Annotated in this window: 24 protein-coding genes, 1 tRNA gene, 2 rRNA genes and 1 other annotated feature; of the genes, 2 read left to right on the forward strand and 25 right to left on the reverse strand. The window is 29.8% G+C overall.

The features are described from left to right. The 15 genes from tuf to BS62_RS13925 all read right to left on the reverse strand — a co-directional run. The coding region (gene tuf, locus BS62_RS13855) for an elongation factor Tu (protein WP_496491868.1) at positions 1-1,185 on the reverse strand (1,185 nt) is incomplete at its 3' end. A 56-nt stretch (positions 1,186-1,241) separates the two neighbouring features. After that, positions 1,242-1,317, reverse strand: a tRNA-Thr gene (locus BS62_RS13860). Positions 1,318-1,359: 42 nt separating this feature from the next. Beyond that, positions 1,360-2,007: an RNA polymerase sporulation sigma factor SigH gene (gene sigH / locus BS62_RS13865; protein WP_496491869.1), complete on the reverse strand. Its 648-nt coding sequence runs from the start codon at positions 2,005-2,007 to the stop codon at positions 1,360-1,362. 57 nt (positions 2,008-2,064) lie between these two features. Next, the gene (locus BS62_RS13870) at positions 2,065-2,586 is read right to left on the reverse strand and encodes an NYN domain-containing protein (RefSeq protein WP_496491870.1); all 522 of its coding nucleotides are present in this window, start codon (positions 2,584-2,586) and stop codon (positions 2,065-2,067) included. Beyond that, positions 2,586-3,320, reverse strand: a complete 735-nt coding sequence (gene rlmB / locus BS62_RS13875; protein ID WP_496491871.1) for a 23S rRNA (guanosine(2251)-2'-O)-methyltransferase RlmB — start codon at positions 3,318-3,320, stop codon at positions 2,586-2,588. The genes BS62_RS13870 and rlmB overlap by 1 nt, the downstream gene beginning before the upstream one ends. A 123-nt stretch (positions 3,321-3,443) precedes the next feature. Further along, a complete protein-coding gene (locus BS62_RS13880; RefSeq protein ID WP_496491872.1) occupies positions 3,444-3,866 on the reverse strand; it encodes a Mini-ribonuclease 3 in 423 nt (140 codons plus the stop codon). Further along, positions 3,851-5,260: a cysteine--tRNA ligase gene (gene cysS, locus BS62_RS13885; RefSeq protein WP_496491873.1), complete on the reverse strand. Its 1,410-nt coding sequence runs from the start codon at positions 5,258-5,260 to the stop codon at positions 3,851-3,853. The genes BS62_RS13880 and cysS overlap by 16 nt, the downstream gene beginning before the upstream one ends. Positions 5,261-5,418: 158 nt before the next feature. Next, positions 5,419-5,571 carry a hypothetical protein gene (locus BS62_RS13890; protein ID WP_496491874.1) on the reverse strand — a complete coding sequence of 51 codons (153 nt, stop codon included), beginning with the start codon at positions 5,569-5,571 and terminating at the stop codon, positions 5,419-5,421. A gap of 165 nt (positions 5,572-5,736) precedes the next feature. After that, positions 5,737-7,221 carry a glutamate--tRNA ligase gene (gene gltX / locus BS62_RS13895; RefSeq protein ID WP_496491875.1) on the reverse strand — a complete coding sequence of 495 codons (1,485 nt, stop codon included), beginning with the start codon at positions 7,219-7,221 and terminating at the stop codon, positions 5,737-5,739. A gap of 45 nt (positions 7,222-7,266) precedes the next feature. Beyond that, positions 7,267-8,793: a YbaK/EbsC family protein gene (locus BS62_RS13900; protein WP_496491876.1), complete on the reverse strand. Its 1,527-nt coding sequence runs from the start codon at positions 8,791-8,793 to the stop codon at positions 7,267-7,269. 19 nt (positions 8,794-8,812) lie between these two features. After that, positions 8,813-9,715, reverse strand: coding sequence for a fumarylacetoacetate hydrolase family protein (locus BS62_RS13905; RefSeq protein WP_496491877.1), 903 nt, complete (start codon positions 9,713-9,715; stop codon positions 8,813-8,815). Between the two features lie 170 nt (positions 9,716-9,885). Beyond that, a complete protein-coding gene (proS, locus tag BS62_RS13910; protein WP_496491878.1) occupies positions 9,886-11,331 on the reverse strand; it encodes a proline--tRNA ligase in 1,446 nt (481 codons plus the stop codon). Between the two features lie 60 nt (positions 11,332-11,391). Then, positions 11,392-11,595, reverse strand: a binding site (T-box leader). Between the two features lie 36 nt (positions 11,596-11,631). Beyond that, complete coding sequence (gene ispF, locus BS62_RS13915; RefSeq protein WP_496491879.1) at positions 11,632-12,114, reverse strand: 2-C-methyl-D-erythritol 2,4-cyclodiphosphate synthase; 483 nt, start codon at positions 12,112-12,114, stop codon at positions 11,632-11,634. Between the two features lie 10 nt (positions 12,115-12,124). Further along, positions 12,125-12,805 (reverse strand): 2-C-methyl-D-erythritol 4-phosphate cytidylyltransferase, encoded by a 681-nt coding sequence (ispD, locus tag BS62_RS13920; RefSeq protein WP_496491880.1) that lies wholly within the window; start codon positions 12,803-12,805, stop codon positions 12,125-12,127. A 72-nt stretch (positions 12,806-12,877) separates the two neighbouring features. Then, positions 12,878-13,969, reverse strand: a complete 1,092-nt coding sequence (locus BS62_RS13925; RefSeq protein ID WP_496491881.1) for a PIN/TRAM domain-containing protein — start codon at positions 13,967-13,969, stop codon at positions 12,878-12,880. A 201-nt stretch (positions 13,970-14,170) separates the two neighbouring features. Here BS62_RS13925 and BS62_RS13930 point away from each other — a divergent pair, with 201 nt between their 5' ends. Further along, on the forward strand, positions 14,171-14,566 hold the full coding sequence (locus BS62_RS13930) for a nucleoside triphosphate pyrophosphohydrolase family protein (protein WP_496491882.1): 396 nt from the start codon (positions 14,171-14,173) through the stop codon (positions 14,564-14,566). A 34-nt stretch (positions 14,567-14,600) separates the two neighbouring features. On the opposite strand, the gene disA is transcribed toward BS62_RS13930, so the two are convergent. From disA to BS62_RS13965, 7 genes are all read right to left on the reverse strand, one after another. Beyond that, positions 14,601-15,674 (reverse strand): DNA integrity scanning diadenylate cyclase DisA, encoded by a 1,074-nt coding sequence (gene disA, locus BS62_RS13935; RefSeq protein ID WP_496491883.1) that lies wholly within the window; start codon positions 15,672-15,674, stop codon positions 14,601-14,603. Then, positions 15,674-17,047 carry a DNA repair protein RadA gene (radA, locus tag BS62_RS13940; RefSeq protein ID WP_496491884.1) on the reverse strand — a complete coding sequence of 458 codons (1,374 nt, stop codon included), beginning with the start codon at positions 17,045-17,047 and terminating at the stop codon, positions 15,674-15,676. The genes disA and radA overlap by 1 nt, the downstream gene beginning before the upstream one ends. Positions 17,048-17,172: 125 nt before the next feature. Continuing rightward, a complete protein-coding gene (locus BS62_RS13945) occupies positions 17,173-19,632 on the reverse strand; it encodes an ATP-dependent Clp protease ATP-binding subunit (protein WP_496491891.1) in 2,460 nt (819 codons plus the stop codon). 9 nt (positions 19,633-19,641) lie between these two features. Beyond that, positions 19,642-20,640, reverse strand: a complete 999-nt coding sequence (locus BS62_RS13950; protein WP_496491885.1) for a protein arginine kinase — start codon at positions 20,638-20,640, stop codon at positions 19,642-19,644. A gap of 11 nt (positions 20,641-20,651) precedes the next feature. Then, entirely contained in the window at positions 20,652-21,164 is a 513-nt protein-coding gene (locus BS62_RS13955) for a UvrB/UvrC motif-containing protein (protein ID WP_496491886.1), read from the reverse strand. 5 nt (positions 21,165-21,169) lie between these two features. Next, positions 21,170-21,634: a CtsR family transcriptional regulator gene (locus BS62_RS13960; protein ID WP_496491887.1), complete on the reverse strand. Its 465-nt coding sequence runs from the start codon at positions 21,632-21,634 to the stop codon at positions 21,170-21,172. A gap of 210 nt (positions 21,635-21,844) precedes the next feature. Further along, a complete protein-coding gene (locus BS62_RS13965; protein WP_496491888.1) occupies positions 21,845-23,785 on the reverse strand; it encodes an elongation factor G in 1,941 nt (646 codons plus the stop codon). A gap of 212 nt (positions 23,786-23,997) precedes the next feature. On the opposite strand from BS62_RS13965, the gene hisC reads away from it, so the two are divergent. Next, entirely contained in the window at positions 23,998-25,095 is a 1,098-nt protein-coding gene (gene hisC, locus BS62_RS13970; protein WP_496491889.1) for a histidinol-phosphate transaminase, read from the forward strand. Between the two features lie 34 nt (positions 25,096-25,129). On the opposite strand, the gene BS62_RS13975 is transcribed toward hisC, so the two are convergent. From BS62_RS13975 to BS62_RS13985, 3 genes are all read right to left on the reverse strand, one after another. Then, positions 25,130-25,651, reverse strand: a complete 522-nt coding sequence (locus BS62_RS13975) for a thioredoxin family protein (protein ID WP_496491890.1) — start codon at positions 25,649-25,651, stop codon at positions 25,130-25,132. 72 nt (positions 25,652-25,723) lie between these two features. Beyond that, positions 25,724-25,840 (reverse strand): 5S ribosomal RNA (gene rrf, locus BS62_RS13980). 47 nt (positions 25,841-25,887) lie between these two features. Further along, a 23S ribosomal RNA gene (locus tag BS62_RS13985) occupies positions 25,888-26,057 on the reverse strand; the annotation flags it as partial.

Below are 26,057 nucleotides of genomic sequence, written 5' to 3' on the forward strand. Positions count from 1 at the left end.
TATAGTAGCAACAACTCCAGCTCCTACTGTTCTTCCGCCTTCTCTTATAGAGAATTTTAATCCTTCTTCTATAGCTATTGGTGATATTAATTCTACTACCATTGTTACGTTATCTCCAGGCATTATCATTTCTATACCTTCTGGTAACTTACAAGATCCTGTAACATCTGTTGTTCTGAAATAGAATTGTGGTCTATATCCATCGAAGAATGGAGTATGTCTTCCGCCTTCTTCTTTCTTTAATACGTATACCTCAGCTGTGAACTTTGTGTGTGGCTTTATTGTTCCTGGCTTTGATAATACTTGTCCTCTTTCTATTTCTGCTCTTTGGATACCTCTTAATAGAGCTCCTATGTTATCTCCTGCTTGAGCTTCGTCTAGTAACTTTCTGAACATTTCTACTCCTGTTACTACTAACTTTCTTGGATCTTCTGATAATCCAACTAACTCAACTTCGTCTTGAACTTTTACTATTCCTCTTTCTACTCTACCAGTTGCAACTGTTCCTCTTCCTGTTATTGAGAATACGTCTTCTACTGGCATTAAGAATGGCTTGTCTACTGCTCTGCTTGGCTCTGGTACATATGAATCTATTGCTTCGAATAATTCTACTATTTTATCTCCCCATGCACTTGATGGATCTTCTAATGCTTTTAATGCTGATCCTTGTATTATTGGAGTATCATCTCCTGGGAAGTCATATTCGCTTAATAATTCTCTTACTTCCATTTCAACTAATTCTAATAACTCTTCGTCATCTACTACATCACATTTGTTTAGGAATACTACTATGTATGGTACCCCAACTTGTCTTGATAATAGTATATGCTCTCTTGTTTGAGGCATTGGTCCATCTGTTGCTGAACAAACTAATATTGCTCCGTCCATTTGTGCTGCTCCTGTTATCATGTTCTTAACGTAGTCAGCATGTCCTGGGCAGTCAACGTGTGCGTAGTGTCTGTTTGGAGTTTCATATTCAACGTGTGCTGTTGATATTGTTATTCCTCTTTCTCTTTCTTCTGGTGCTTTATCTATGTTTGCAAAATCTACAGCTTCCCCTAATCCATATCTTGCGTGTAATGTTTTAGTTATTGCTGCTGTTAATGTTGTTTTACCGTGGTCAACGTGTCCTATTGTTCCTATGTTAACGTGTGGCTTGTTTCTTTCAAATTTAGCTTTAGCCATTTTAAAATTCCTCCTCTTTTAAATTATGTAGTTTAATTGGTTTTTTTACATATAAATGGAGCCCACGAGCGGACTTGAACCGCCGACCTCCGCCTTACCAAGGCGACGCTCTACCTCCTGAGCCACATGGGCACTCATAAAGCATGTGACATGCTTATGGTAAGTATTTTACTATTAATTGCTTCTATTTTCAAGGTATTTTTCTAATTTTCTCTTGACTCTTTGAAGAGCATTGTCTATTGATTTAACATGACGTTGAAGTCTATCAGCTATCTGTTGATATGATTTTCCATTTAGGTATAATTCTAAGACTTCTTGTTCTAAACCACTTAACAATTCATTCATTTTACCTTCTATATTTTTTAGTTCCTCTTTGCTTATTATAATTTCTTCTGGATCTGTCACTACATTTGTGGCTATTATATCTAATAAAGTTCTATCAGACTCTTCGTCATATATAGGTTTATTTAAGGATACATATGAATTTAAAGGTATATGTTTTTGCCTTGTGGCAGTTTTTATTGCTGTTATTATTTGTCTTGTTATACAAAGTTCTGCAAAAGACTTAAAAGAAGCAGTCTTACTAGCATCAAAATCTCTTATAGCTTTATATAGTCCAATCATACCTTCTTGAATTATATCTTCTTTGTCTGCACCTATTAAAAAATATGATTTAGCTTTAGATTTAACAAAATTTTTATATTTCTTGATAATATATTCTAGTGCAAATATATCTCCTTGGTTAGCTCTTAGTACTATTTCACTTTCATCTTCTACCGCTTCACCTAATCCATAATATTCTTTTTCTTTTGCTACTAACACATTATCTCCCCCTACGTAAACTTCATAAATCCATTATATTTAACAAATTTAGTAATTTCAACGGTTTCTACGAATCTTCTCAAGTTTCGACAAAGTTTCTTCATCTAAAAAACTTTCTAAGGCATTTCTTTGAATATTTGTCGAATTTGTTTTAGATTTTATTTTATTCTTAATAGAGATAATATCTAACTTAAGTTCTCTAGCAGATATTCTAGTAGCACCCTTGCCTAATATAATTTGTTGTTCTGCGTAGTCATTAGTAGCAACCTTTATTATGTCATACTTAGATAGCTTTCCTATGAATTTTTCTATGTAGCTATCTGCCGTTTGATGTTCTTTAGTATAAACTATAGTTGTGTTTTTTCTTTCTTCTATTTTTTCTTTTGAATTCTTCACTTGATACGCATCAAATACAATTATAGATTTTGCTCCTGTATAAGAAGAATATTCTATTATATTATCTATTAGTTTCTCTCTTGCACCTTCTAGATCTTCTTTTCCTAATTTTTTTAATTCATCCCAAGCATTTATTATATTGTACCCATCTACAATAAGATATTCTTTCGCATTTCTAATCACTACTTAGACCCTATCCTTTGTCTAAATATCTCATATAATAATATTCCTCCAGCAACTGATGCATTTAATGATGTTACATTACCTACCATAGGCATTTTAACTGTAAAGTCACAATTTTGCTTTACCAATCTAGATATGCCAAAACCTTCACTTCCTATAACTATTCCCATAGGACCTTTTAGGTTTTGTTTATAGAAGTCTCCTCCATCCATATCAGCTGCTGCTATCCATAGGCCTTCTTCTTTTAATGTTTTTATAGTATTTACTATATTTGTAACTTTGCATACAGGTACATATTCAACTGCTCCAGCAGATGCCTTAGTAACTACAGGAGTTATATGAACAGATCTTCTCTTAGGAATTATAACTCCGTGTGCCCCTACTGCGTCTGCTGTTCTTATTATAGAACCTAGATTATGAGGATCTGTTATTTCATCTAGTATTATAAAAAATGGATCTTCACCTTTTTGTTTTGGAATTTGAATTAAATCTTCTAATTCATAATATTCATACTCAGAAACCATTGCTATAACGCCTTGATGAGAATGACTTTCGCTAATTTCATCTAATTTTCTTTTATCTACATACTGTATTATTATATTTTTTTCTTTAGCCATACCTATTATTTTATTAATAGAACCTTCTTTTGCTGAATTTGCTATTAATATTTTTTCTATACTTCTTTCATTTTTTAGCGCTTCTATTACAGGATTTCTTCCTTCTACGTTCGCCAATTGATCCACCACCTAATATTAATAATATTTTTATTTATACCTTTTATTATAACCCATAATTTGATTTTTGTTTTTATAACATAAAAAAGGTTGATATTTTTAATAAAAATATCAACCTTATTATTAAGTACCTTCAATATTATTTTCTACTATTTGTATACTTTTATTTATTATATATTTTAATCTATCATTATCGTTAATCAAATGAAGATATCCTAATAAAGCTTCAAATCCAGTGGCATGTCTATAATCAAGTATATCTGCATTTTTAGGAACCGTATTTGATTTTTGATTTCTTCCTCTTTTAAATACATTCATTTCATCTTCAGTTAATTCTGTTATAAGTTCATTTGCTATATTTGCTTGAGACTTAGCCCTTACATATTTTATAGTTTTCTTATGTAAGTCATTTACTTTCATATGGGGGTTTTTATAAACTAAACATTCTCTAACATAAGATTCATATACAGCATCTCCAATATAAGCGAGAACTAAGGGAGATATAGTTTTAATTTGTACACTATCCATTGTTATACCCTTTTCCATTTAGTTCCTTGTCTAGTATCTTCTAGTACTATTCCCATATCTAATAACTTTTTTCTTATTTCATCTGCTAGCGAATAATTTTTTTCTTTTTTAGCCTTTTCTCTTTGTTCTATAAGATTTTCTATTTCTTCATCTAATCCTTTATCTTCTTCTTTATTTACAATATTTAAAACTTGTGTTAACTCAACAAACATATCATAACATTCTTGAGTAAACTCAACTGAAGAATCTTCATTAACATTAGTATTTATAAATTTAGCTAATTCAAATATAATACTTATAGCATCAGCTGTGTTTATATCATCATCCATAGATTCTATAAATCTTTGCTTATATAGTTTCACATGATTTATAGCTTCTTTTTCTTCAGATTTTAATTCTTGGTTGATGTTAGATTCTTTTAAGTTCTTTAACGTAAATTCTAATTTTTCTTTAGTATTATAAAGTCTCTCTAGGCCTGCCTTAGATTGCATTAACATTTCATCACTGAAGTTAACAGGATTTCTATAGTGAGCAGATAACATAAAGAATCTTACGATTTCTAAATCATATTCTTCTGATATATCTCTTACTGTAAAGAAATTGCCCTTTGATTTACTCATCTTTTCATTGTTTATATTTATGTATCCATTGTGTATCCAGTATCTAGCAAATGTTTTACCATTTCTAGCTTCACTTTGAGCTATTTCATTTTCATGATGTGGGAATGTTAAATCTTGTCCTCCAGCATGGATATCTATAGTTTCACCTAGATGTCTGCATGACATTACAGAACACTCTATGTGCCAGCCTGGTCTACCTTCACCCCAAGGACTATCCCATCCAGGTTCTCCTTCTTTTTTTGATTTCCATAATACAAAATCCATTGGATGTTTCTTTTTATCATTAACTTCTATTCTAGAACCAGCTTCTAATTCTTCTTGATTTTGTTTAGAAAGTTTACCATATCCATTAAACTTCTGAGTATTAAAGTAAACATCTCCATCTACTTCATATCCAAATCCTTTTTCTTCTAAGTCTTTAACAAAGTCTATTATTTGATTTATATTATCCGTAACTCTTGGATGAACTGAAGCTCTTTTTATACCTAAACCATCAGCATCTTTGAAGTATTCTTCTATATACTTATCTGCAACTTCATCTGGAGTTATTCCTTCTTCATGTGACCTATTTATAATTTTATCATCTACATCCGTAAAGTTTTGAACATATATTACCTCATATCCTCTATATTCTAAATATCTTCTAAAAGTATCGAATATTATAAAAGGTCTTGCATTTCCTATGTGGAAGAAATTGTATACAGTTGGACCGCACACGTACATCTTTACCTTTCCCTCTTCTAAAGGTACGAATTCTTCTTTCTTTCTAGTTAATGTATTGTATAACTTCACTTTTATCACCTCATTATTAGTTATATATTTCCAGAACTGCTATGTATTTTATTATACATTATTTATTGTATTTTTAAAATCTATGTAAATAATATTATTATACCCTTGAAATTAAAAAAGAATCTCCTAAATATATTCAGGCAGATTCTTTTTTATTACTAATCTTCTAAAAAAAATATTTTTTTAGATGTACATTCATTGTAAACTTCTTCTGATATAATTTTTTCCTGTTTCATTCTCTCTAGTATGTCAACATAATCCGTACATAATTGTTTTAGCTCTGATTTTATTTCCTCAATATCATTATACATACTTTCTCCCCCTGAAAATCTAATAAAAAACAAAAAAACAAAAAAATATTAACCTTTTCTTTATATAATATTAAATTTTTTTGCATTAATTCCTTTATATAATTAGTTAGAATTTTTCATCAAATTACTACAAAAAAGCCCGCTATAATAGCAGGCTTTTTCAAATTATTTTAATATATTATTCTTTACGTATGATATTCTACTTAAACATCTTTCTTTCCCTAAAACAGATAACACAAGAGGTATCTCAGGCCCGTGCATTTGTCCAGTCAGTATAATCCTAGTTCCCATAAATAAATTCTTGCCTTTTATTCCATGTTCTTTTTGTATTTCTTTGAACATCCCCTTTACAAAAGCTTCATTAACTTCTTCTGTATTAGAAATTTTTTCTTCTAAAACATTTATTAAAGTAGGTATATGTTCAAGCTCTAGGAACTCTCTGCATTCAGCATCTTCTAATTCTACATTATCTCCAAAGAATATGCCGACTTTATTAGTTATTTCTTTTACAAAAGGTAGTCCTTCTTTAACTATATGAACCATAGATTTTATCCATTCATATTTTTCTTTTGCATCTTCTTCAGTTATATATCCTGATTCTATTAAAAACGGTATTGAAAGATCTGTTATATATTCATCTGATGCATCTTTTATATAATGCTGATTAACCCAATTTAATTTATCTGTATCAAATACTCCACCACTTCTAGATACTCTTTCTAGAGAAAAGGCTTGTTCTAATTCTTCCATGTTGAATAATTCTTTATTATCTTCAGGAGACCAACCAACTAAAGCAACATAGTTAACTAATCCTTCTGGTAGATATCCTTTTTTGTTGAAATCTTCAACAGCTACATCTCCTTGTCTCTTACTTAACTTTTTCTTTTCTGTATTAAGTATGTTTGGAAGATGTACAAACGTTGGAGCTTCCCAACCAAATGCCTCGTATAAATAAACATGTTTTGGAGTTGACGGTAGCCACTCTTCTCCTCTTATAACATGAGTTATTTTCATTAAATAATCATCTATAACTACTGCAAAGTGGTATGTTGGAAACCCATCAGATTTCATTAAAACTTGGTCATCCATATCATTTGAATTTATAGAAACATGGCCTCTTACTATATCATTAAACTTTATTTCTTTATTTGATGGTAGTTTTAATCTTATTACATACGACTCGCCATTAGCTATTTTTTGCTCAACCTCTTCTTTAGATAGCCCTCTACAGAATCCATCGTATCTAGGTATCTTTCCTTCTGATTTTTGTATTTCTCTAACTTTATCTATTCTTTCTTTAGAACAAAAACAATAATATGCATGTCCCTTATCTAAAAGTTCTTGTATATATTCTTTGTATATATGTAGTCTTTGAGATTGTATATAAGGTCCGTATTGTCCATTTTGAACTATATTACCATTTTCATCTAACATAACACCTTCATCATGGTTAACTCCTGACCATGACATGGCATTTAACATGTTTTCTATAGCACCTTCTACTAATCTAGATTGATCTGTGTCTTCTACCCTTAAAACATACTCTCCGCCCATTTTTTTAGCAAATAAATAGTTATATAGAGCTGTTCTTAAACTACCTATATGAACAAATCCAGTTGGACTTGGAGCAAATCTTACTCTTACGCTCATCTTCTGTTACCTCCTAATATGTATTTAACTATAACTATAATATTATTAGAACAAAGTACTATCTTGCAAGTTTATTTTTTTCTTTTCCCTATTATAAGTATTTCTTACTTCTATTAAGTTATCTTCTATGTCTTTACCTACAACTATAACATCAGGTATTCCCATAAGTTCGCTGTCTTTAAATTTTGATCCTATTCTTTCATTTCTATCATCTAACAATACACTATATCCTTTTTGTAAAAGGCTATTATATAGATTACTAGCTACTTTGTTTTGATTATCATCTTTTATATTTCCAATTATTATTTCATAATCAAAATAACTTATATCTTTGTGCCACTTTATACCTATATCATCATTATTTTCTTCAGCAATAGCTAAAAATAATCTATCTAGATAAAATTTTACATCTAAAGTATACAGATTTTGTTCTTTACCATTACAATCTAAATATTTATTATCTTTTCTTATTATATTTATATCAACTATATTGACTCCTTGTATTATATCCAAATCTCCACCACATTGTACACAATTATGTTTTTTATCTGCTTCTTTGAAGTTATCTATATAATCTACATGAAAATCAACATTATAGTTTGCATTTTTTATATGATAATCTGTTTTATTAGCACCTACAACAGCATTTCTTATACTTATTACTTCTTCATCTGCATATATACTTTTTACATTTTTTAAATTTATCGGTCCTGCAAATCCAATTTCTGCGTTAGTGACTTTTTTTACATCATTTTCTGATGCCATATTTATTTCTTCTTTATTTATACCTAAATACTTAGCGAGAAGATTTAGATTTATACTTCTATCCCCTCTTAATAATACAGCTACTATTTCATTATTTATATTGAATAATAATGTCTTTATTAACTTATGCTGTGGAACATCTAAAAACGCCTCTAAATCCTGTATCTTACCTATGTTTGGTGTATAAATCTCTTCTTTATTTTTTATTTCTTCTGTGGATAAATCCTTATTTGGCATAGAAATAGCATCTTCTCTTATGTCAAAATATCCACATTTACCACATAAAATCATATCTTTCAGTGGATTATTAGTTGTGTATATATATTTTGTATTATTATTATTTGATGTTTTTTTGTAATTTATATTTATGTTATTTAATAAATTACCTATTTTTAAATTTATATCATCATAGGTTTTGTCTATATTTTCTTTTGAATCTATAGCTATTAACTTTAATATGTTTTCATTTTTGGAATTAAACAGACCACTTCTCAATTTATAACCATTATTATGTTCTTTATATTTGTATCTTATATTAATTGGCAGTTCTTTATATGATTTTAGGTCATTAATATATAAATCTAATATTTCTTCATTATTTGAATCTATATCTAAGTAATTTGAAATGTTATTATTTATATAATTTACAAGTTGATCAAAAAATAATCTACCTATGGGAGTATAAGAGTAATTACTACTTTCGTTGTACTTTAGAAACCCTGATCTATATAATGTTTTCATACTATTGTAATCTACTTCAATAGGACATTCTTTATATGTCTTAATATATGTATCTATTAATTTCATATTACACCCCTTTTGACTATTAATAATTACATCTTACGTTGTTTATTAGCTTTCCTATTCCTTCTATTTCACATTCTACTACATCCCCATTGTTTAAAAGCCTAGGTGGTTTAAATCCTAGCCCTACGCCTTCTGGTGTTCCTGTTATAATTATATCTCCAGGATTTAATGTTATACCTTTAGATAGATCACTTATTATATAATCTATATCAAACATCATTTTTTCCGTATTAGAGTTTTGTCTCATTTCTCCATTAACCTTACAAGATATATTTAACTTTACAGGATAGTTTATCACGTCCTTATAGGCTATATAAGGCCCCATAGGACAAAATGTATCAAGAGATTTTCCCTTAAACCACTGTATATGATTAGTTTGAATATCTCTAGCTGAGATATCATTTACTATCGTGTATCCAAATATATAATTTTTAGCTTCATCAGGTTTTATATTGCTACAAGTCATTCCTATTATAACAGCAAGCTCTACCTCATAATCTACCCTATTTGTTACATTAGGATTATAAGTAATATCATCATTATTACCTATTGCAGGGTTAGCTATCTTAGAAAAATATATAGGATACTTTATATCTTCTTTATTTTTTAAATCTGTATTACTTAACTCTTTCATATGTTCAAAATAATTTTTTCCAAGACAAAATATATTTCTTCTTGGGTATGGTATAGGAGCTAAAAGTTTTATGTTGTTTATATCTATACTTTCTAACTTTTTTTGTAATATAACTTTTATTTCGTTGTATAAGCTATCATCCATTACATCTATAAGTTCATTCATATCTTTAGGTGTTTTTTTGTCAATTTTATTAAATATATACTCTATAGGTATTACTCTATTTTTATCATCAGTTAATATACCTATGTTCTCATTATTTGCTAATAAATAAGTTGCAAAAAACATAATTATCCCCCTTTATTTTATATTCAAAAAAGCTTCCAAAATGGAAGCTTTTTATAATCTATAGGAAATTATAACTTATCTGTTCTGTAGGCAAGTTATAATTTCCAACTAATAAACTTGAGCAACAGACCTGCTTCTCAAGGTCGTTGGCGACATGAGGGTCGCGAATTTTAATATGCCTTTGCTATATATGCCATCTTATTAGCTTCTTTATCGCAACATACACATTTATTACCTAAGTTTTCCTGTTCAAAAGGAAGACATCTTATTGTTGCACCAGTCTCTTCCTTTATTTTCGCTTCACATTCAGAATCTCCGCACCACATAGCTTTAATGAATCCTGGAGTTTCTTCTATTATCTTTTTGAATTCATCCATATTGTGAGCTACATAAGTTTTCTTTTCTCTCATATCTCTAGCCTTTTCTAGCATAGTCTCGTGTATATTATCCAATAAATTAACTACTGTTTCTTCTATGTTATCTAAAGATATAGCATCCTTTTCTAATAAGTCTCTTCTAAATGCCATAGCTTGATTGTTTTCTATATCTTTTGGTCCTATTTCTAATCTAACAGGAACACCTTTCATTTCCCACTCATTGAACTTCCATCCTGGAGAATAACTGTCTCTATCATCAACTTCTACTCTTATACCCATAGATTTTAAAGATGCATGTATTTCATCAACTTTTTCCATAACGTTTCCTTTGTGAGCTGCTATAGGTACTATAACAACTTGTGTTGGAGCAACTCTTGGTGGCAATACTAAACCTCTGTTGTCTCCATGAGTCATTATAAGTCCACCTATAAGTCTAGTTGATGCGCCCCAAGAAGTATGGTATGGATTAGCTAAATTACCATCTCTATCAGAATATTTTATATCAAATGCTTTAGTAAAATGTTGCCCTAGGAAGTGACTAGTTCCTGATTGAAGTGCCTTACCGTCATGCATTAATGCTTCTATAGTATATGTGTCTTCAGCACCAGCAAACTTTTCATTTTCACTTTTTTGCCCTGTAACAACAGGTATAGCCAATAAGTTTTCACACATTTCTTTGTATATGCCAAGCATTTGTAATGTCTCTTTTTCAGCTTCTTCTTTAGTTTCATGAAGAGTGTGACCTTCTTGCCATAAAAACTCAGATGTTCTTAAAAATGGTCTAGTAGACTTTTCCCATCTAACAACTGAACACCATTGATTGTATAGGTATGGAAGATCTCTATATGATTTTAGCCATTTAGAGTACATAGAACATATTATTGTTTCAGATGTAGGTCTTACACATAATCTTTCTTCTAATTCTTTATGTCCACCATGAGTTACCCAAGCAACTTCTGGAGCAAAACCTTCTACGTGCTCAGCTTCTTTAGTTAACAAACTTTCTGGTATTAATAATGGGAAATAGCAGTTCTTATGTCCTGTTTCTTTGAATCTATTGTCTAAGAACGATTGGATACTTTCCCATATTGCATATCCATATGGCTTTATAACCATAAATCCTTTTACTGGTGAATAATCAACCAAATCAGTCTTTGTTATAACATCTGTATACCATTGTGGAAAATCAACTTCCATTGGCGTTATTTCTTCAACAAATTGCTTATTTTTCTTTGCCATAAACGTACCCCTCCATATTGTATAGTTAAAAATTTGTAATAAAAAAACCCCTCATCTCAAAATAGAGACGAAAGGTATTATTCCGCGGTACCACTCTAATTAGCATAAAGCTCACTTGATGGGATATAACGGTCCCTACCGTAAGAACTTTTTACCGTTCTTAAACTCTGAGATTGGTTCAAAAAATTCAACTTAGAAACTCTCACCATATGTTTCTTCTCTGTGAAGCATTATTTTTTTACTATTTCTCTTCATAGCTTTTGAACTTATCTAAATTTATTAATAATTTTATATTAAATACTAATTATTGTCAATATGTATAATAGAACATATAGATTGTGCTGATATTCCTTCTTCTCTTCCCGTAAATCCTAATCCTTCTTCTGTAGTAGCTTTTACATTTATATCATCTATAGATATGTTTAATGTATTAGCTATATTTACTCTCATTTCATGTATGTAGGGAGCCATCTTTGGTTTTTGAGCTATTATAGTACAATCTATATTATTTACCTTATATCCTTTATTATGTATTAAATTATATACATATTCTAATAATTTAATACTATCTGCGCCTTTATATTTTTCATCATTATCAGGGAAGTGCTTTCCTATATCACCTAATGCTAATGCCCCTAATATTGAATCCATAATAGCATGTAACAAAACATCTGCATCTGAATGTCCTAAAAGGCCTTTATTATTTGGTATATCTACTCCACCTATTATTAACTTTCTATTTTCTACTAATTTATGTACGTCATATCCTATTCCAACTCTCATAATATCCTCCTTATTTTTTCCTCAGTATCTGTTCTCCAAAATTTATATCTTCTTTAGTAGTTATTTTTATATTTTCATAAGATCCCATTATCATTTTAACTTCTTGTCCTAAGTATTCTACTAGCATTGCATCGTCAGTTCCATAATAACCTTTATTATAAGCATTTTCATAAGCATCCATTAATAATTTATAATTAAATACCTGTGGTGTCTGAACCGCCCATAGATACTTCCTATCAGGGGTATCTTTTATTATATTATCACTATTAACAACTTTTATAGTGTCTTTTACTGGGACTCCAACAACTACTGCATTATTTGAATTAGCTTCTCTTATAGATTCATTTATGATTCCACTTCTTATAAATGGTCTAGCTCCATCGTGTATAATAACTATATTACAATTAGCATTTACTTTTTTCAATCCATTATAAACAGAATCTTGTCTTTCTTTTCCACCATGGGCTATTTTTATATTTTTATACATATACTTATTTATTATATGTTTCACGAAAAACTGTTCTTCATCTTCTCTTATAACCACTATTATTTCATCTATGCTGTCATTATTGTAAAAGGCATCTATTGTATATGATACAACTTCCTTATCATATATTTTTATAAACTGCTTATTTATATCCATATTCATTCTACTTCCAGTACCAGCAGCTACTATAATAACACTATTCATTTAATCACCTCGTTATAATTTCTTTGTAACCAAAAAAGCCTTCAATTTTACATATTGAAGACTTTTATTATACTAACTAAACTTTGGTTTCCCAAATATCATTCTACCTGCAGGAGTTTGTAGTACAGATGTTACTAATACATTAATAGTTTCTCCCATGTGCTTTTTACCACCATCAACTACTATCATAGTTCCATCATCTAAATATGCTATTCCTTGATTTGATTCTTTTCCTTCTTTTACAACTTGAACTACCATTTCTTCTCCAGGAATCGCTACTGGTTTTATGGCATTGGCCAATTCATTTATATTTAAAACCTCTACGCCTTGAAATTGAGCTACTTTATTTAAATTATAATCATTAGTTACTACCTTACCATTTAATACCTGACCTAGCTTTAATAGTTTAGTATCTACCTCTGATATATCGTCAAAATCTCTTTCACTTATTTCCACTTCTATATTAAGTTCTTTTTGTATTATATTTAATATGTCTAAACCTCTTCTTCCCCTTACTCTTTTTAAATCATCAGATGAATCTGCTATATGTCTTAGCTCTGCTAATACAAAAGAGGGGATTATAAGCTTACCTTCTATAAATCCAGTTCTACATATATCTGCAATTCTACCATCTATTATTACACTAGTATCTAGTATTTTTGGCGGTATTCTACTATTATCTTTTTTCGATGCCTTTTCTTTTAAAGTACTAGATAATCTATTTAGAGGATTCATATTAACTATTTCATCTTTGTTTTTTAATGCTATATTAATTCCCAAATATCCCATTATGCCATAGGTTATAACTGCTAAAGTTCCTCCCAATATAGGTATTTGTATAGACATTAATAATTGGCTTATAAGATATGCTATAAGCAAACCTATTATAAGTCCTATAGACCCTAGTAATATATCCCCAGATGGATATTTAGATATTTCTTTATCAATAACTCCTACTAACAATTTTATACCATTTATGATCCAAGGAGCTATTATATAAAATATTAGTCCTAATACTAACCCAGCTACTATAGAACCTATTATTACTTTTAAACCTGAATCTAATACATATTGCGGAAAAGTCTTAATTACAGAAAAGTAAGTGGCGACACCTGTCGTTACTCCAACTAACCCAATTAAGCCGCGTATTATTCTGAGTACCAAATCGTCACCCCCTACACTACGTTTTTTAATATTATAAGCTATATACTCTATTATCTCAACCTATTTTCTAGTTTGCCAGACTACTTCACCTAAAGTTTTCATTTTATATTTAACAATAATATTATAATATGATATATCTTATGTAATTGACCAAGGTATAGTTTAATATTATAATAATCTATAAGGTGAGGTGATAAAATAATGTCAAATTTCAATTTCTCAGACTTTAAAAGTCAAGTTGACGAATCTTTACTAAGACACAAAAGTGTACTTGATATAGTGTCTAAGTCAGCAGAAAGTAATGCCAAAATAAATAGAGCAATAGTAAAATCTGTAACTTCTTGTGGATGTATAGAAATCAATGCTAAAAAACAAGATATACCAAATGATATAACATTTGCTGATTTATCAAAATATATGGATAGTCACATAAGTGGCTCATTGTGCAAACACTGTAGAGAAAAAATAGAAGAAGAACTAGGTACTCATCTATTCTATATAACAGCTATATGTAACTTATTAAATATTGAACTTGAAGATGTATTAAAAAAGGAAAGTTCAAAACTAAAAACACTTGGTATATTCAGTTTATTATAATATTGAGGCTTATAAGCCTCTTTTTTTTATAAATTTATATATGCCTATCTATTAAAACTAACTGTTGCATTTTTATAAGTCCATTTTTTATATGTTTAGCTCTTATTTCACCTATACCTTCAACATTATCAAGTTCTTCTATAGAAGCCATAAGTATATTTTGAAAATCTTGGAAGTAACTTACTAGATTTTCTATTATACCAGATGGAAGTCTATGTATTTTATTTAAAATCCTATATCCTTTTGTTTTTATTGGCATATCCATATTTTCTGAGAAACCTACATGACCAAGAAGTCTTGCCATATTGCCTAAATCTATTAATTCTTCAGAAGATAAGCACCTTATTTTCTTTTTAAAGCCTTCAAATGTAATATCTCCTCTTCTATAGTCAATAAATACCTTATGCTCTTCTCTTTTAGCATTCCCTATTAACTCTTCTAGCTGCATGCTAACTAGTAATCCTTCATTTCCTAGTTCTATTATATATTTTTCTATTATATCTACTATTCTCATAACCATTTCCATTTTTTGGATGACTATAGCTACATCATACAATGTTACTAAATCCTTAAATTCCAATGCATTTAAATTTATCATTGCCTGGTCAAGAACAGCTTTATATTTTTCTAGTGTTTGTAGTGCCTGATTAGCCTTTGTAGATACTTTTGAAGTTTCTTCAACTACATATTTTTTATCTCCTTGATACACTGTTATTATATTTCTTCTTTGAGATATAGATATAACAATTGAATTAGTTTGCCTCGCTACCCTTTCAGCAGTTCTGTGCCTTGTTCCTGTTTCTGAGGTTTGTATAGAATAATCTGGTATCAATTGAGCATTAGCATAAATTATTTTTTTAAGATCTGAACTTAATACTATTGCACCATCCATTTTAGCAAGTTCATATAAGTGAGCAGGAGAATAATCTGAGTTTATATTAAATCCTCCATCTACAATATTCATAACGTCATCACTACTTGCTATAACTATTAACCCTCCTGTTTTAGCTCTTAATACATTTTCTAGGCCTAACCTTAATAATGTCCCAGGAGCTATCATTTTTAATGTTTGAAGAGAACTCTTATTTTGTAAAAACGTATCTCTCATTAATTATGCGCCTCCAGTGCTACATTAATTGCTTCTCTTACATTTTCTACAGGCCATATATTTACTCCCTTAATGTCCTCAAGTAAATTGTAATTGCTTTTTGGTATTATTATTTTTTTAAATCCTAGCTTTTTACATTCTATTATTCTCTTATCAATAAAACTAACAGCTCTTACCTCTCCTGTTAATCCTACTTCTCCTATAACTACAGTTTTTTCATCTATTTCTATATTTCTAAAACTCGATGCTATAGATACTGCTATTCCTAGATCCATAGCTGGTTCATTTACTTTTATTCCTCCAACTACATTTATATAAACATCTTGATTTTGTATTTGCATTCCTACCCTTTTTTCTAAAACAGCCATAAGAAGACCTACTCTGTTATAATCTACTCCTGTAGCTGCTCTTTTAGGTATTCCAAAACTTGTAGGTGCTACTAATGCTTGAAGTTCTAAAAGCATAGGTCTTGTTCCTTCTACAGTGGCTACAATGACTGATCCTGATACGCCTTTTGGTTTTTCAGATATTAGTATTTTTGATGGATTTTCTAGTTCCACAAGTCCTACATCCCTCATTTCAAAAACTCCTAATTCATTAGTTGACCCAAACCTGTTTTTTACTGCTCTTATCATACGATAGGTATTAAATCTTTCTCCTTCAAAATATAAAACTGTATCCACCATATGCTCTAAAAGTTTTGGACCAGCTAGTGATCCTTCTTTTGTTACATGCCCAACAATAAAGGTTGATATACCTATTTTTTTAGATATTTTCATAAACCTAGATGTTCCTTCTCTTACTTGGCTAACAGTTCCTGGAGCTGAGGTTATTTCCGGGCTAAATACAGTCTGTATAGAATCTACTATTATTAAATCTGGTTTTATATTCTCTAAGTATCCCTCTATTATATTCAGATTATTTTCTGCTAGCACATATAAATTATCTGAATTTATACCCAATCTTTTTGCTCTCATCTTTATCTGATATATAGATTCTTCTCCAGATATATACAGTACCTTTTTTCCACCTTGTGATACATTATTTGATACTTGAATTAACAAAGTAGATTTACCTATACCTGGATCTCCTCCTACTAAAACTAGAGATCCTTTAACTATACCGCCACCTAGGACTCTATCAAGCTCATTTATATCAGTTGAAAATCTTTCTTCTCCTTTTACCTCTAAAGAGTTTATGCTTACTGGCTTTGCTGAATTTTTATCTATAGAGAATATTTCTTTAGATGACTTTTTATCTTCTATCTCTTCTATAAATGTATTCCAATTCTCACATTCAGGGCATTTACCTAACCATTTAGAATTTTCATATCCACACTCTTGACATACATATTTAGTTTTTATCTTCGCCATTTAATCACCCTTGACATTAATTATACTATTATTTTAACACAATCACTGGAAGAAAATGTGTATTTAATGTGTATTTATTATTGAATTAATATTTAATAATAAAGGACTCATACGAGCCCTTATTATTATAAATTACTTTTATTTTCAAATATTATTTCTCCATCTTTTTCTTTAACTAAGACTGTATCTCCACTTTTTATTGTTCCTTTTAATATTTCTTCAGATAAGTTATCTTCTAATTTCTTTTGTATTGCTCTTTTTAAAGGTCTAGCTCCATAATCAAGGTCAAAACCCTCTTTAGCTAATAATTTTATTGCGTCCTCACTTAATTCTAAGTTTATATTCATATCTTTTAATCGAGATATAACATCCTTAGTCATTAATTTTACTATTTTTCCTATATGTTCTTCATTTAAAGAATGGAATACTATCATATCATCAATTCTATTTAGGAATTCTGGTCTAAACTTTTGTTTTAATTCAGACATTATATTTTCTTTCATTTTTTCATATTTTGATTTTTCTTCTTGTTTATTATCTTTATTAGAACTAAATCCTAATGTTCTTTGTTTAGATATTGTATGAGCTCCCACATTTGATGTCATTATTATTATTGTGTTCTTGAAATCAACAGTTCTTCCCTTAGAATCAGTTAACCTTCCATCATCTAATATTTGAAGTAATATATTAAATACATCAGGGTGAGCTTTTTCTATTTCATCAAATAAGATCACTGAATACGGCTTTCTTCTAACCTTTTCTGTTAATTGTCCTCCTTCATCATGGCCTACATATCCTGGAGGAGATCCAACTAATCTAGAAACAGAATGTTTTTCCATATATTCAGACATATCTATTCTTATAATAGAATTTTCATCTCCAAATTGAACCTCTGCCAAAGCCTTAGATAACTCTGTCTTACCTACACCTGTAGGTCCTAAGAATAAGAACGAGCCTATTGGTCTCTTTGGATCTTTAAGTCCTGCTCTTGCTCTTCTTATTGATTTAGATATAGATTCAACTGCTTGTTCTTGACCTATAACTCTATTGTGTAATATTTTTTCTAGGTTTAGTAGTTTTTCGCTTTCTTCTTGAACTAATCTAGTTACAGGTATTCCTGTCCACGAACCTACTACTTCAGCTATAACTTCAGGGTCGACTACATCCGAAGATTTAGAAGAACTTCTCCAATTCTCTTTTAGGTTATTTAACTTCTCTTTTATCTCGGCTTCTTCATCTCTTATTTTCGCAGCCTTTTCAAAGTCCTGGCATCTAACTGCTTCTTCTTTTTCTTTAGATATAAATTCTAATTTATCTTCTAATTCTTTTAATTCTTTTGGAGTAGTATTTTCTTTTAATTTAACCTTTGATGCTGATTCATCTATTAAATCTATAGCTTTATCTGGCAAATATCTATCTGTTATATATCTAACAGATAAATCCACAGCAGCTTTTATAGCATCATCAGTGATTTTTACTTTATGATGTGCTTCATACTTGTCTCTTAATCCTTCCAAAATTTTAATTGTATCTTCTTTGCTTGGTTCTCCCACTTTTACAGGTTGGAATCTTCTTTCCAAAGCTGCATCTTTTTCTATATACTTTCTATATTCTTCAATAGTAGTTGCTCCTATAATTTGTACCTCACCTCTAGCTAGTGCAGGTTTTAGTATGTTGGATGCATCCATGGCCCCTTCTCCAGAAGACCCCGCTCCTACTATTGTGTGTAATTCGTCTATAAATAGTATTATTCTTGAAGACTTAGTTACTTCATCTACTACATTTTTTATTCTTTCTTCGAATTCTCCTCTATATTTAGCTCCTGCAAGCATAGAACCTAAGTCCAATGTATATACAACTTTATCCTTTAATATTTCTGGAACATCACCTATAGATATCTTAGATGCTAGCCCTTCTATGACAGCTGTCTTTCCTACTCCTGGGTCACCTATTAGTACAGGATTATTTTTTGTTCTTCTACTCAGTATCTGTATAACTCTTTGAATTTCTTCATCTCTTCCTATAACAGGATCTAATTTTCCTTCTTTAGCATATATAGTTAAATTTCTTCCATATTTCTCTAAAGTTGGAGCATTTATGTTTGAATTTTCTTTATTGTAGGTACCTTTTGGAGGTTGGTTTGTGTTTAATTCTATACCCATCATATTTACAACCTGCTGCGCAACCGCTTTAGTATCAAGTCCTGCATGTAGTAATATTTTAGGTCCTATCCCTTCTCCTTCTTGTATAAGGCCTAATAATATATGTTCTGTTCCTATATAACTAGTTTTTAATGTATTAGCAAACATTCCTGCTAACTCTAGTATTCTCTTACTTCTAGGACTTAATGATATTTCTCCTAAGCTAGAACTTCCTTGTCCTTCTATTTCAATTATCTTATTTTTTATATAATCTTCACTTATTCCTAGACTATTTAAAACCTTTGCTGCTATTCCCTCTTTTTCTTGTAATAAACCTAGTAATATATGCTCACTTCCAACTACTTCATGTCCTAACTCCTTAGCAGCATTAAAGGCTAAATCTATGGCCTTTTTAGCTCTCTCTGTAAATTTATTTATCATAATATATACCTCCTATATACCAAGTGATTTTCTCAAGTAGATAGCTCTATTTACGTCACGTTTAGTATAGTCATTTGACTTATATATTTTCGATTGATGCCCAGGATGAACATCTACCATCAATTTATCAATCTCTCTTGTTGTTATATCGCTTATATAACCCATTTCTACTCCTAACTTTAAATTAGACAATAGCTTTATAGCTTCACTTGTATCTATTGTTCTAGCATTTTTAAGTATACCCAAAGATCTAAATATTCTATCTTCTAATTTTATCCCTAATTTACTTTTTAATAACTCTCTTGCATATAATTCTTTATTTATTATTTGATTAGCCATACCTATTACATTTTCTACAGTTTCTTGTTCTCTTCTTCCTAATGTAAGTTGATTTGACATTTGATATATACAGCCTGAAGAGTCAGAACCTTCACCATACATCCCTCTTACAGCTAGACCTAACTGGCCTGAAAGTTTTAAAACTTCATCTATATATCCTAATTCTGTCAATGCAGGTAGGTGTACCATTATAGAAGCTCTCATTCCCGTACCTGTGTTAGTTGGACATGCTGTCAAATACCCTAAGTTTTCATGAAATGCATAATTCAAATTTACTTCTAATATATCATCAATTTTGTCAGCCATATCCCAAGCCTTATCTAACTTAATTCCATCTTCTAATGTTTGTATTCTTATATGGTCTTCTTCATTTATCATTATAGTTACTGTTTTATCTTTTTTTATCAAAACAGCTCCACATTGGTTATTCGATAAATCCATACTTATTAGATGTTCTTCTATCATAGATTGTTTATCTATTTCACTTAAATCACTCATTTTATAAAATTCAAATTCATCTTTTAGAACTGTATTGCTTTTTATTATTGCATCTTTAACTAAGGTTATTACCTTCTCACATTCTTCTTTGGTAGACTCATTAGGAAAAGAATAACTAACTAAATTTCTAGCAAGTCTTATTCTAGAACTTATAATTGACTTATCATCATTCACATTAACGCCCCCTAATCGTTTATATCTCTTTCAAGTGATTTTATTTCATCCCTTATTTGCGCAGCTTTTTCAAACTCTTCAGTTTGTATACATTTATTTAGTTCTATTCTTAGACCTCTTATTTTATTTTTCATCCTTAACTTAGCTCCTGATTTTTTAGGTACCTTACCTATATGATCAGTATATCCATGTATTTTTTGTATTATAGGAACTACTTGTTCCTTAAATGTTAGGTAGCATTGATCACAACCAAGTCTACCTGTATCTCTAAAATTTTTGTAGGTACTATTACATTTAGGGCAAGTTAATTGTTTTGTATTAATAAGTTCATCACTTTTTGTTGTATATGATAAGCTTGAAAATATGTCTTTAATAGAAAATGGCAAGTCAAAATCAAAGTTAAAGTTTATTCCTTTTTCATTTGAAGCACATTCATTACACAAATGTACCTCTCTCTTTTTTTCATTTATTATTTCAGTATAATGAACAATAGCTTCATTTTTATTGCACTTATCGCATAACATTTAAATCACCCCTTTGAATTTAATATACCTACTAATATACTTTTTAAAATATTGGCTCTAATTTTTTCTTTGATTCCCTTTATAGGTATATTAAGAGTTTTATCGTCTATTGAATTCAAAATAATTTGTGACTCTCTATGAGTTATGGTATTCATCTCATACAATCCATCTACTATATTTTTAGCTTCTCTAAACGAAATTTCATTGTTTAATTTTTCATTAATAATATTTAATATATATCCAACTTTATTTCGATTAAACCTAGCTATTTGTACATACCCGCCTCCGCCTTTTCTACTTTCTATATGATATCCCTTTTCTATAGTAAATCTAGTTGTTAATACATAGTTTATTTGGGATGGAGCACAATTGAACAAGTTGGCTAATTCATTTCTTTGTATTTGTATTGTATTTTCTTCTTTCATAAGATTTTTTATAAATTCTTCAATTATATTTGATATAGATGACATGCGAACCACCTTATTTTTTATTTATTGACTTTCTTTGACTATTATTATATATTCATTTATTTATTTTTCAAAACCCAATTTTGACTTGTTTTGGGCTATTTTTTATTATTTTTTTCTTAAAAATATGTATTTTTTTATTTTTTCTAAATAAATTTAATTTATTCTAAATAATAAAACTCCAAGCTATGCTTGGAGTTCATTATAAATAACCTATTTATTTTTTGTCTTTGCTTCTTCTACTATTTTAGATGCTAAGTTAGATGGAATTTCTTCATATCTTTCAAATTCCATCTCAAAATAACCTCTACCTTGAGTCATAGATCTTAAATCTATTGCATATCTGAATGTTTCAGCTTGAGGAGCTTGAGCATATATTACTTGGTTTCCTTTTTCATCAGGTTCCATACCTAGTATTCTTCCTCTTCTTTTGTTAACATCTCCTATAACATCACCCATATACTCTTCTGGAACTACAATTTTTAAATTCATTATAGGTTCTAGTAATACGGACCTTGCTATTTCCATACCCTTTTTAAATGCTGCATTGGCTGCCATTTTGAACGCCATTTCAGACGAATCTACATCATGATAAGAACCATCATATAAAGTAGCCTTTATATTTGTAACAGGGTATCCTGCTAAGGCTCCTGATTCTAAGGATTCTCTAAGTCCTTTTTCAACAGCAGGGATATATTGCTTAGGAACTGAACCACCAAATATATTTTCTTCAAATGTAAAGTGTTCATTTCCTGGCTCAAATATTATTTTTACATCTCCATACTGCCCATGGCCTCCAGATTGCTTTTTATGCTTTCCTTGTACATCTACTTTAGACTTTATAGTTTCTCTATAAGCTACTTTTATATCTCCTAAATTTACATCTACGCCAAATTTATCTTTTAATTTACTTTTAATGGAGTTAATGTGTAATTCCCCTTGCCCTCCTACTAATGTTTGTTTTGTCTCTGTGTTTCTATACCAATGTATAGTTGGATCTTCTTCAACTAATTTATGAAGTCCTGCTCCTATCTTTTCTTCATCGCCTTTATTTTTAGGCTCTATTGCAAAATATATCTGAGGTTTTGGGAATGATATATCTACTATAGGTTCATCGTTAATATCAGCTGATAATGTATCTCCTGTTTGTGTTTCATTTAATTTATTTAAAACTATTATATCGCCTGCAACAGCCTTTTCCAGCTCTATTTGTTCCTTATTTCTCATTGTGTATATATGATAAGCCTTTTCTTTTCGAGACTTATTTGTATTAAATATTTCAGAGTCTTTACCTAACTCTCCTTGTAATACTCTTACATATGATATCTTTCCTACAAATGGGTCCACTATAGTTTTAAATACCACGCCTTTGAATTTATCATCACTTTCTTGTATTGGGTTTTGTATATAATTTCCTATCATATCTAGTAACGCATTTGTTCCTAAATTATTAATAGTTGATCCACATATTACAGGTATTATGTATCCACTAGACACAGCTTTACTAATACCCTTATGTACATCTTCAGGTGTAAATTCTTCTCCTGAGAAATACTTATCTAGTAGCTCATCGTCAGTTTCTGCTATTAATTCAAATAAATTATCTTTTATAGGATTTATTTGATCCTGTAAATTATTTTCTAATTCAGCCTTATCTTCAAGTATATTTAAAATATCAACCAATTTCTGACCATCATATACAGGCATATTAAAAGGTACAATATTTTTTCCATATCTATTTGTTAATTGACCTATTACTTTGTTGTAGTCAGCTTTTTCATTATCCATTTTGTTTATAAATATAATTCTAGGTGTGTTTCCATCAGTCATTTCGAAAGCTTTTTCTGTACCGACTTCTATTCCTGTAGTTCCATCTACAACTATAACGGCTCCATTAGATGCTGTCATAGCAGAAACTACTTCTCCATGGAAGTCAAAGTATCCAGGTGTGTCTAAAAAATTATACTTGTAGCCATTATGCTCTATAGGTATTAACCCCATACTATAAGTCATATTAATTGCTTCATTTGGTTTAGTTATCCTATTAGATAGCTTACTATTAAACATTATTGCCTCTAATAGATTTGTCTTTCCACAACCACTATGACCTAAAATAACTACATTTCTTATTTTATCACTATTATAGACTCTCATATAAACACCCACCTTAACAAAGTTTTTGAATATTTAACAAGGCTTTAATAATTTATATGGTATGTTGTGTCTATTTAATACTATAAATTTGTATTATGTAGATAATGTTTTCATATTTTTTCCAATATTCTATTTATTTAATAATATTTTAGTGATATTATTAATTTGTAAGTTATATTTTATTTTTTAATATTATCAGGGGGTATTATTATATGAATTTTAAATTTAGAAATGAATTGAATGATTTAGTTCCTTATGTTCCTGGGAAACCAATAGAAGAAGTAATGAAGGAATATAACTTAAGTGATGTTATTAAGTTAGCATCTAACGAGAATCCTTTAGGTTATTCTCCTAAGGCTAAAGAAGCAATCATAAATGCTTTAGATTCTCTTAGTTTATATCCAGATGGGAATTCAACTTCTTTAAGAGAGAAATTGGCACAAAAATATAATATAAAAGTTGAACAAGTTATTCCATCAAGTGGTTCAGACGAAATGGTAGATCAATTAGCAAAAACATTTATAGATAAAGACGATGAAGTCATAATGGCTGATATAACATTTCCTAGATATTTTTCTACATGCAAGATGATGGGTGGTAAACCCGTTGTAGTTCCACTAAATAATTTTACTCATGACCTTGATGCTATGACAAAAGCTGTATCGGACAAAACAAAGTTAATATACATATGTAATCCTAATAATCCAACAGGGACTGCAATTCCTACTTCTGAAGTTATAGACTTATTAGATAATGTCCCTTCTAGTGTAATAGTTGTTTTAGATGAGGCTTATAGAGAGTATGTTACAAGAGATGATTATATGATGAACAGTGAAAGTTTAATAGAGAAGTATCCTAACTTGGTAATTCTTAGAACTTTTTCTAAAGCTTACGGCTTAGCTGCATTAAGAGTAGGATACACTATAGCTCATGAGGATATAATATCTAATATTAATAAAATAAGGGGACCTTTTAATGTTAATAGTTTAGCTCAAGTTGCTGCTATAGCTTCATTAGAAGATGAGGCCTTTCTAAAAGAATCTTATGATGTTAATAAGTGTGGAAAAGAGTATCTTTATAGTGAATTTGATAAAATGAATATAAAGTATTGCCAATCTGAAGCAAATCACATATTTTTAGATGTAGGTCAAGATGCAAGTAGCGTATTTAATGAATTACAAAAAAACGGTGTTATAGTTAGACCTATGGGAAGTACATATATAAGAGTATCTATAGGATTAAGACACGAAAATGAAAGATTTATAAAAGAACTTTCTAGAATTCTAAAAATAGACTTAGCTTATGCTTAAGCAGAAAAATATCCTTGTAACAAAAAAGATGTGTTTATATAAACACATCTTTTTTTGTTACAATATCTAAAATTTCTTCAATACTATTTATGATATATTTTCCATTTCTATATTCTCGTTTTGCAACTATTAATTCTACCTGATTTCCTCTATTTATTACATCTCTAATTATTTGAGGTACTTCTATAAATGACCCCATCTCATTGAAATCTTCATCCATTATAATTAGTGTAGGTATTTTTACTTTTCCATCTATTTTGTATGTTTCCATGAAGCTTTCATTGCCTTCTCTAGGAACTATTTTAAAGTCAATATTATCATTATTTCTAGCTATAACATCAACAGCAGGTAGATTTATTTGACAGTCTGGACACCATATTTCTGCAAATGCTAATATATTAACTTTCTTTTTTATAGATTTTATCTTGTTTAATGTAGTTTCATCTAACTTTATCTTATTCATTATTTCTTCACATTTATTTCTATAAGGTTCATCTGATTTATTTAATACTTCTGCAAATGATATTCCACTTTTAAACAATTCTCTTAAACTCATCTTATATCTCCTCCCCATAAAAAGTATAAGCTATATACTATTATACCATTAAAGTGAAAAAATAAAAAGACTACGCGGCTACGTCCTACTCTCCCAGGCAGCTTCCCACCAAGTACCATCGGCGCTAAAGAGCTTAACTTCTGTGTTCGGAATGGGAACAGGTGTATCCTCTTTGCTATAGTAACCACATAATCTTATTTATAGTGTTAGCACACTAAAAACTAAACAGCATATTATTGGTCAAGTCCTCGACCTATTAGTATTCATAAGCTAAATCCATTACTGAACTTACACCTTGAACCTATCAACCAGGTAGTCTTCCTGGGGTCTTACCCTTACGGTGGGAAATCTTATCTCAAAGTCGGCTTCGCGCTTAGATGCTTTCAGCGCTTATCCATTCCGTACG

The sequence above is a fragment of the Sporacetigenium mesophilum DSM 16796 genome, from assembly GCF_059569055.1.

Excerpts from the sequence above, each read along its gene's own strand:
- BS62_RS13880 (WP_496491872.1), bottom strand. The coding sequence starts at position 3,866 with ATGGAAAAGGGTATAACAATGGATAGTGTACAAATTAAAACTATATCT.
- BS62_RS13890 (WP_496491874.1), bottom strand. The coding sequence starts at position 5,571 with ATGTATAATGATATTGAGGAAATAAAATCAGAGCTAAAACAATTATGT.
- gltX (WP_496491875.1), bottom strand. The coding sequence starts at position 7,221 with ATGAGCGTAAGAGTAAGATTTGCTCCAAGTCCAACTGGATTTGTTCAT.
- BS62_RS13900 (WP_496491876.1), bottom strand. The coding sequence starts at position 8,793 with ATGAAATTAATAGATACATATATTAAGACATATAAAGAATGTCCTATT.
- BS62_RS13905 (WP_496491877.1), bottom strand. The coding sequence starts at position 9,715 with ATGTTTTTTGCAACTTATTTATTAGCAAATAATGAGAACATAGGTATA.
- proS (WP_496491878.1), bottom strand. The coding sequence starts at position 11,331 with ATGGCAAAGAAAAATAAGCAATTTGTTGAAGAAATAACGCCAATGGAA.
- ispF (WP_496491879.1), bottom strand. The coding sequence starts at position 12,114 with ATGAGAGTTGGAATAGGATATGACGTACATAAATTAGTAGAAAATAGA.
- ispD (WP_496491880.1), bottom strand. The coding sequence starts at position 12,805 with ATGAATAGTGTTATTATAGTAGCTGCTGGTACTGGAAGTAGAATGAAT.
- BS62_RS13930 (WP_496491882.1), top strand. The coding sequence starts at position 14,171 with ATGTCAAATTTCAATTTCTCAGACTTTAAAAGTCAAGTTGACGAATCT.
- disA (WP_496491883.1), bottom strand. The coding sequence starts at position 15,674 with ATGAGAGATACGTTTTTACAAAATAAGAGTTCTCTTCAAACATTAAAA.
- radA (WP_496491884.1), bottom strand. The coding sequence starts at position 17,047 with ATGGCGAAGATAAAAACTAAATATGTATGTCAAGAGTGTGGATATGAA.
- BS62_RS13955 (WP_496491886.1), bottom strand. The coding sequence starts at position 21,164 with ATGTTATGCGATAAGTGCAATAAAAATGAAGCTATTGTTCATTATACT.
- BS62_RS13960 (WP_496491887.1), bottom strand. The coding sequence starts at position 21,634 with ATGTCATCTATATCAAATATAATTGAAGAATTTATAAAAAATCTTATG.
- BS62_RS13965 (WP_496491888.1), bottom strand. The coding sequence starts at position 23,785 with ATGAGAGTCTATAATAGTGATAAAATAAGAAATGTAGTTATTTTAGGT.
- hisC (WP_496491889.1), top strand. The coding sequence starts at position 23,998 with ATGAATTTTAAATTTAGAAATGAATTGAATGATTTAGTTCCTTATGTT.
- BS62_RS13975 (WP_496491890.1), bottom strand. The coding sequence starts at position 25,651 with ATGAGTTTAAGAGAATTGTTTAAAAGTGGAATATCATTTGCAGAAGTA.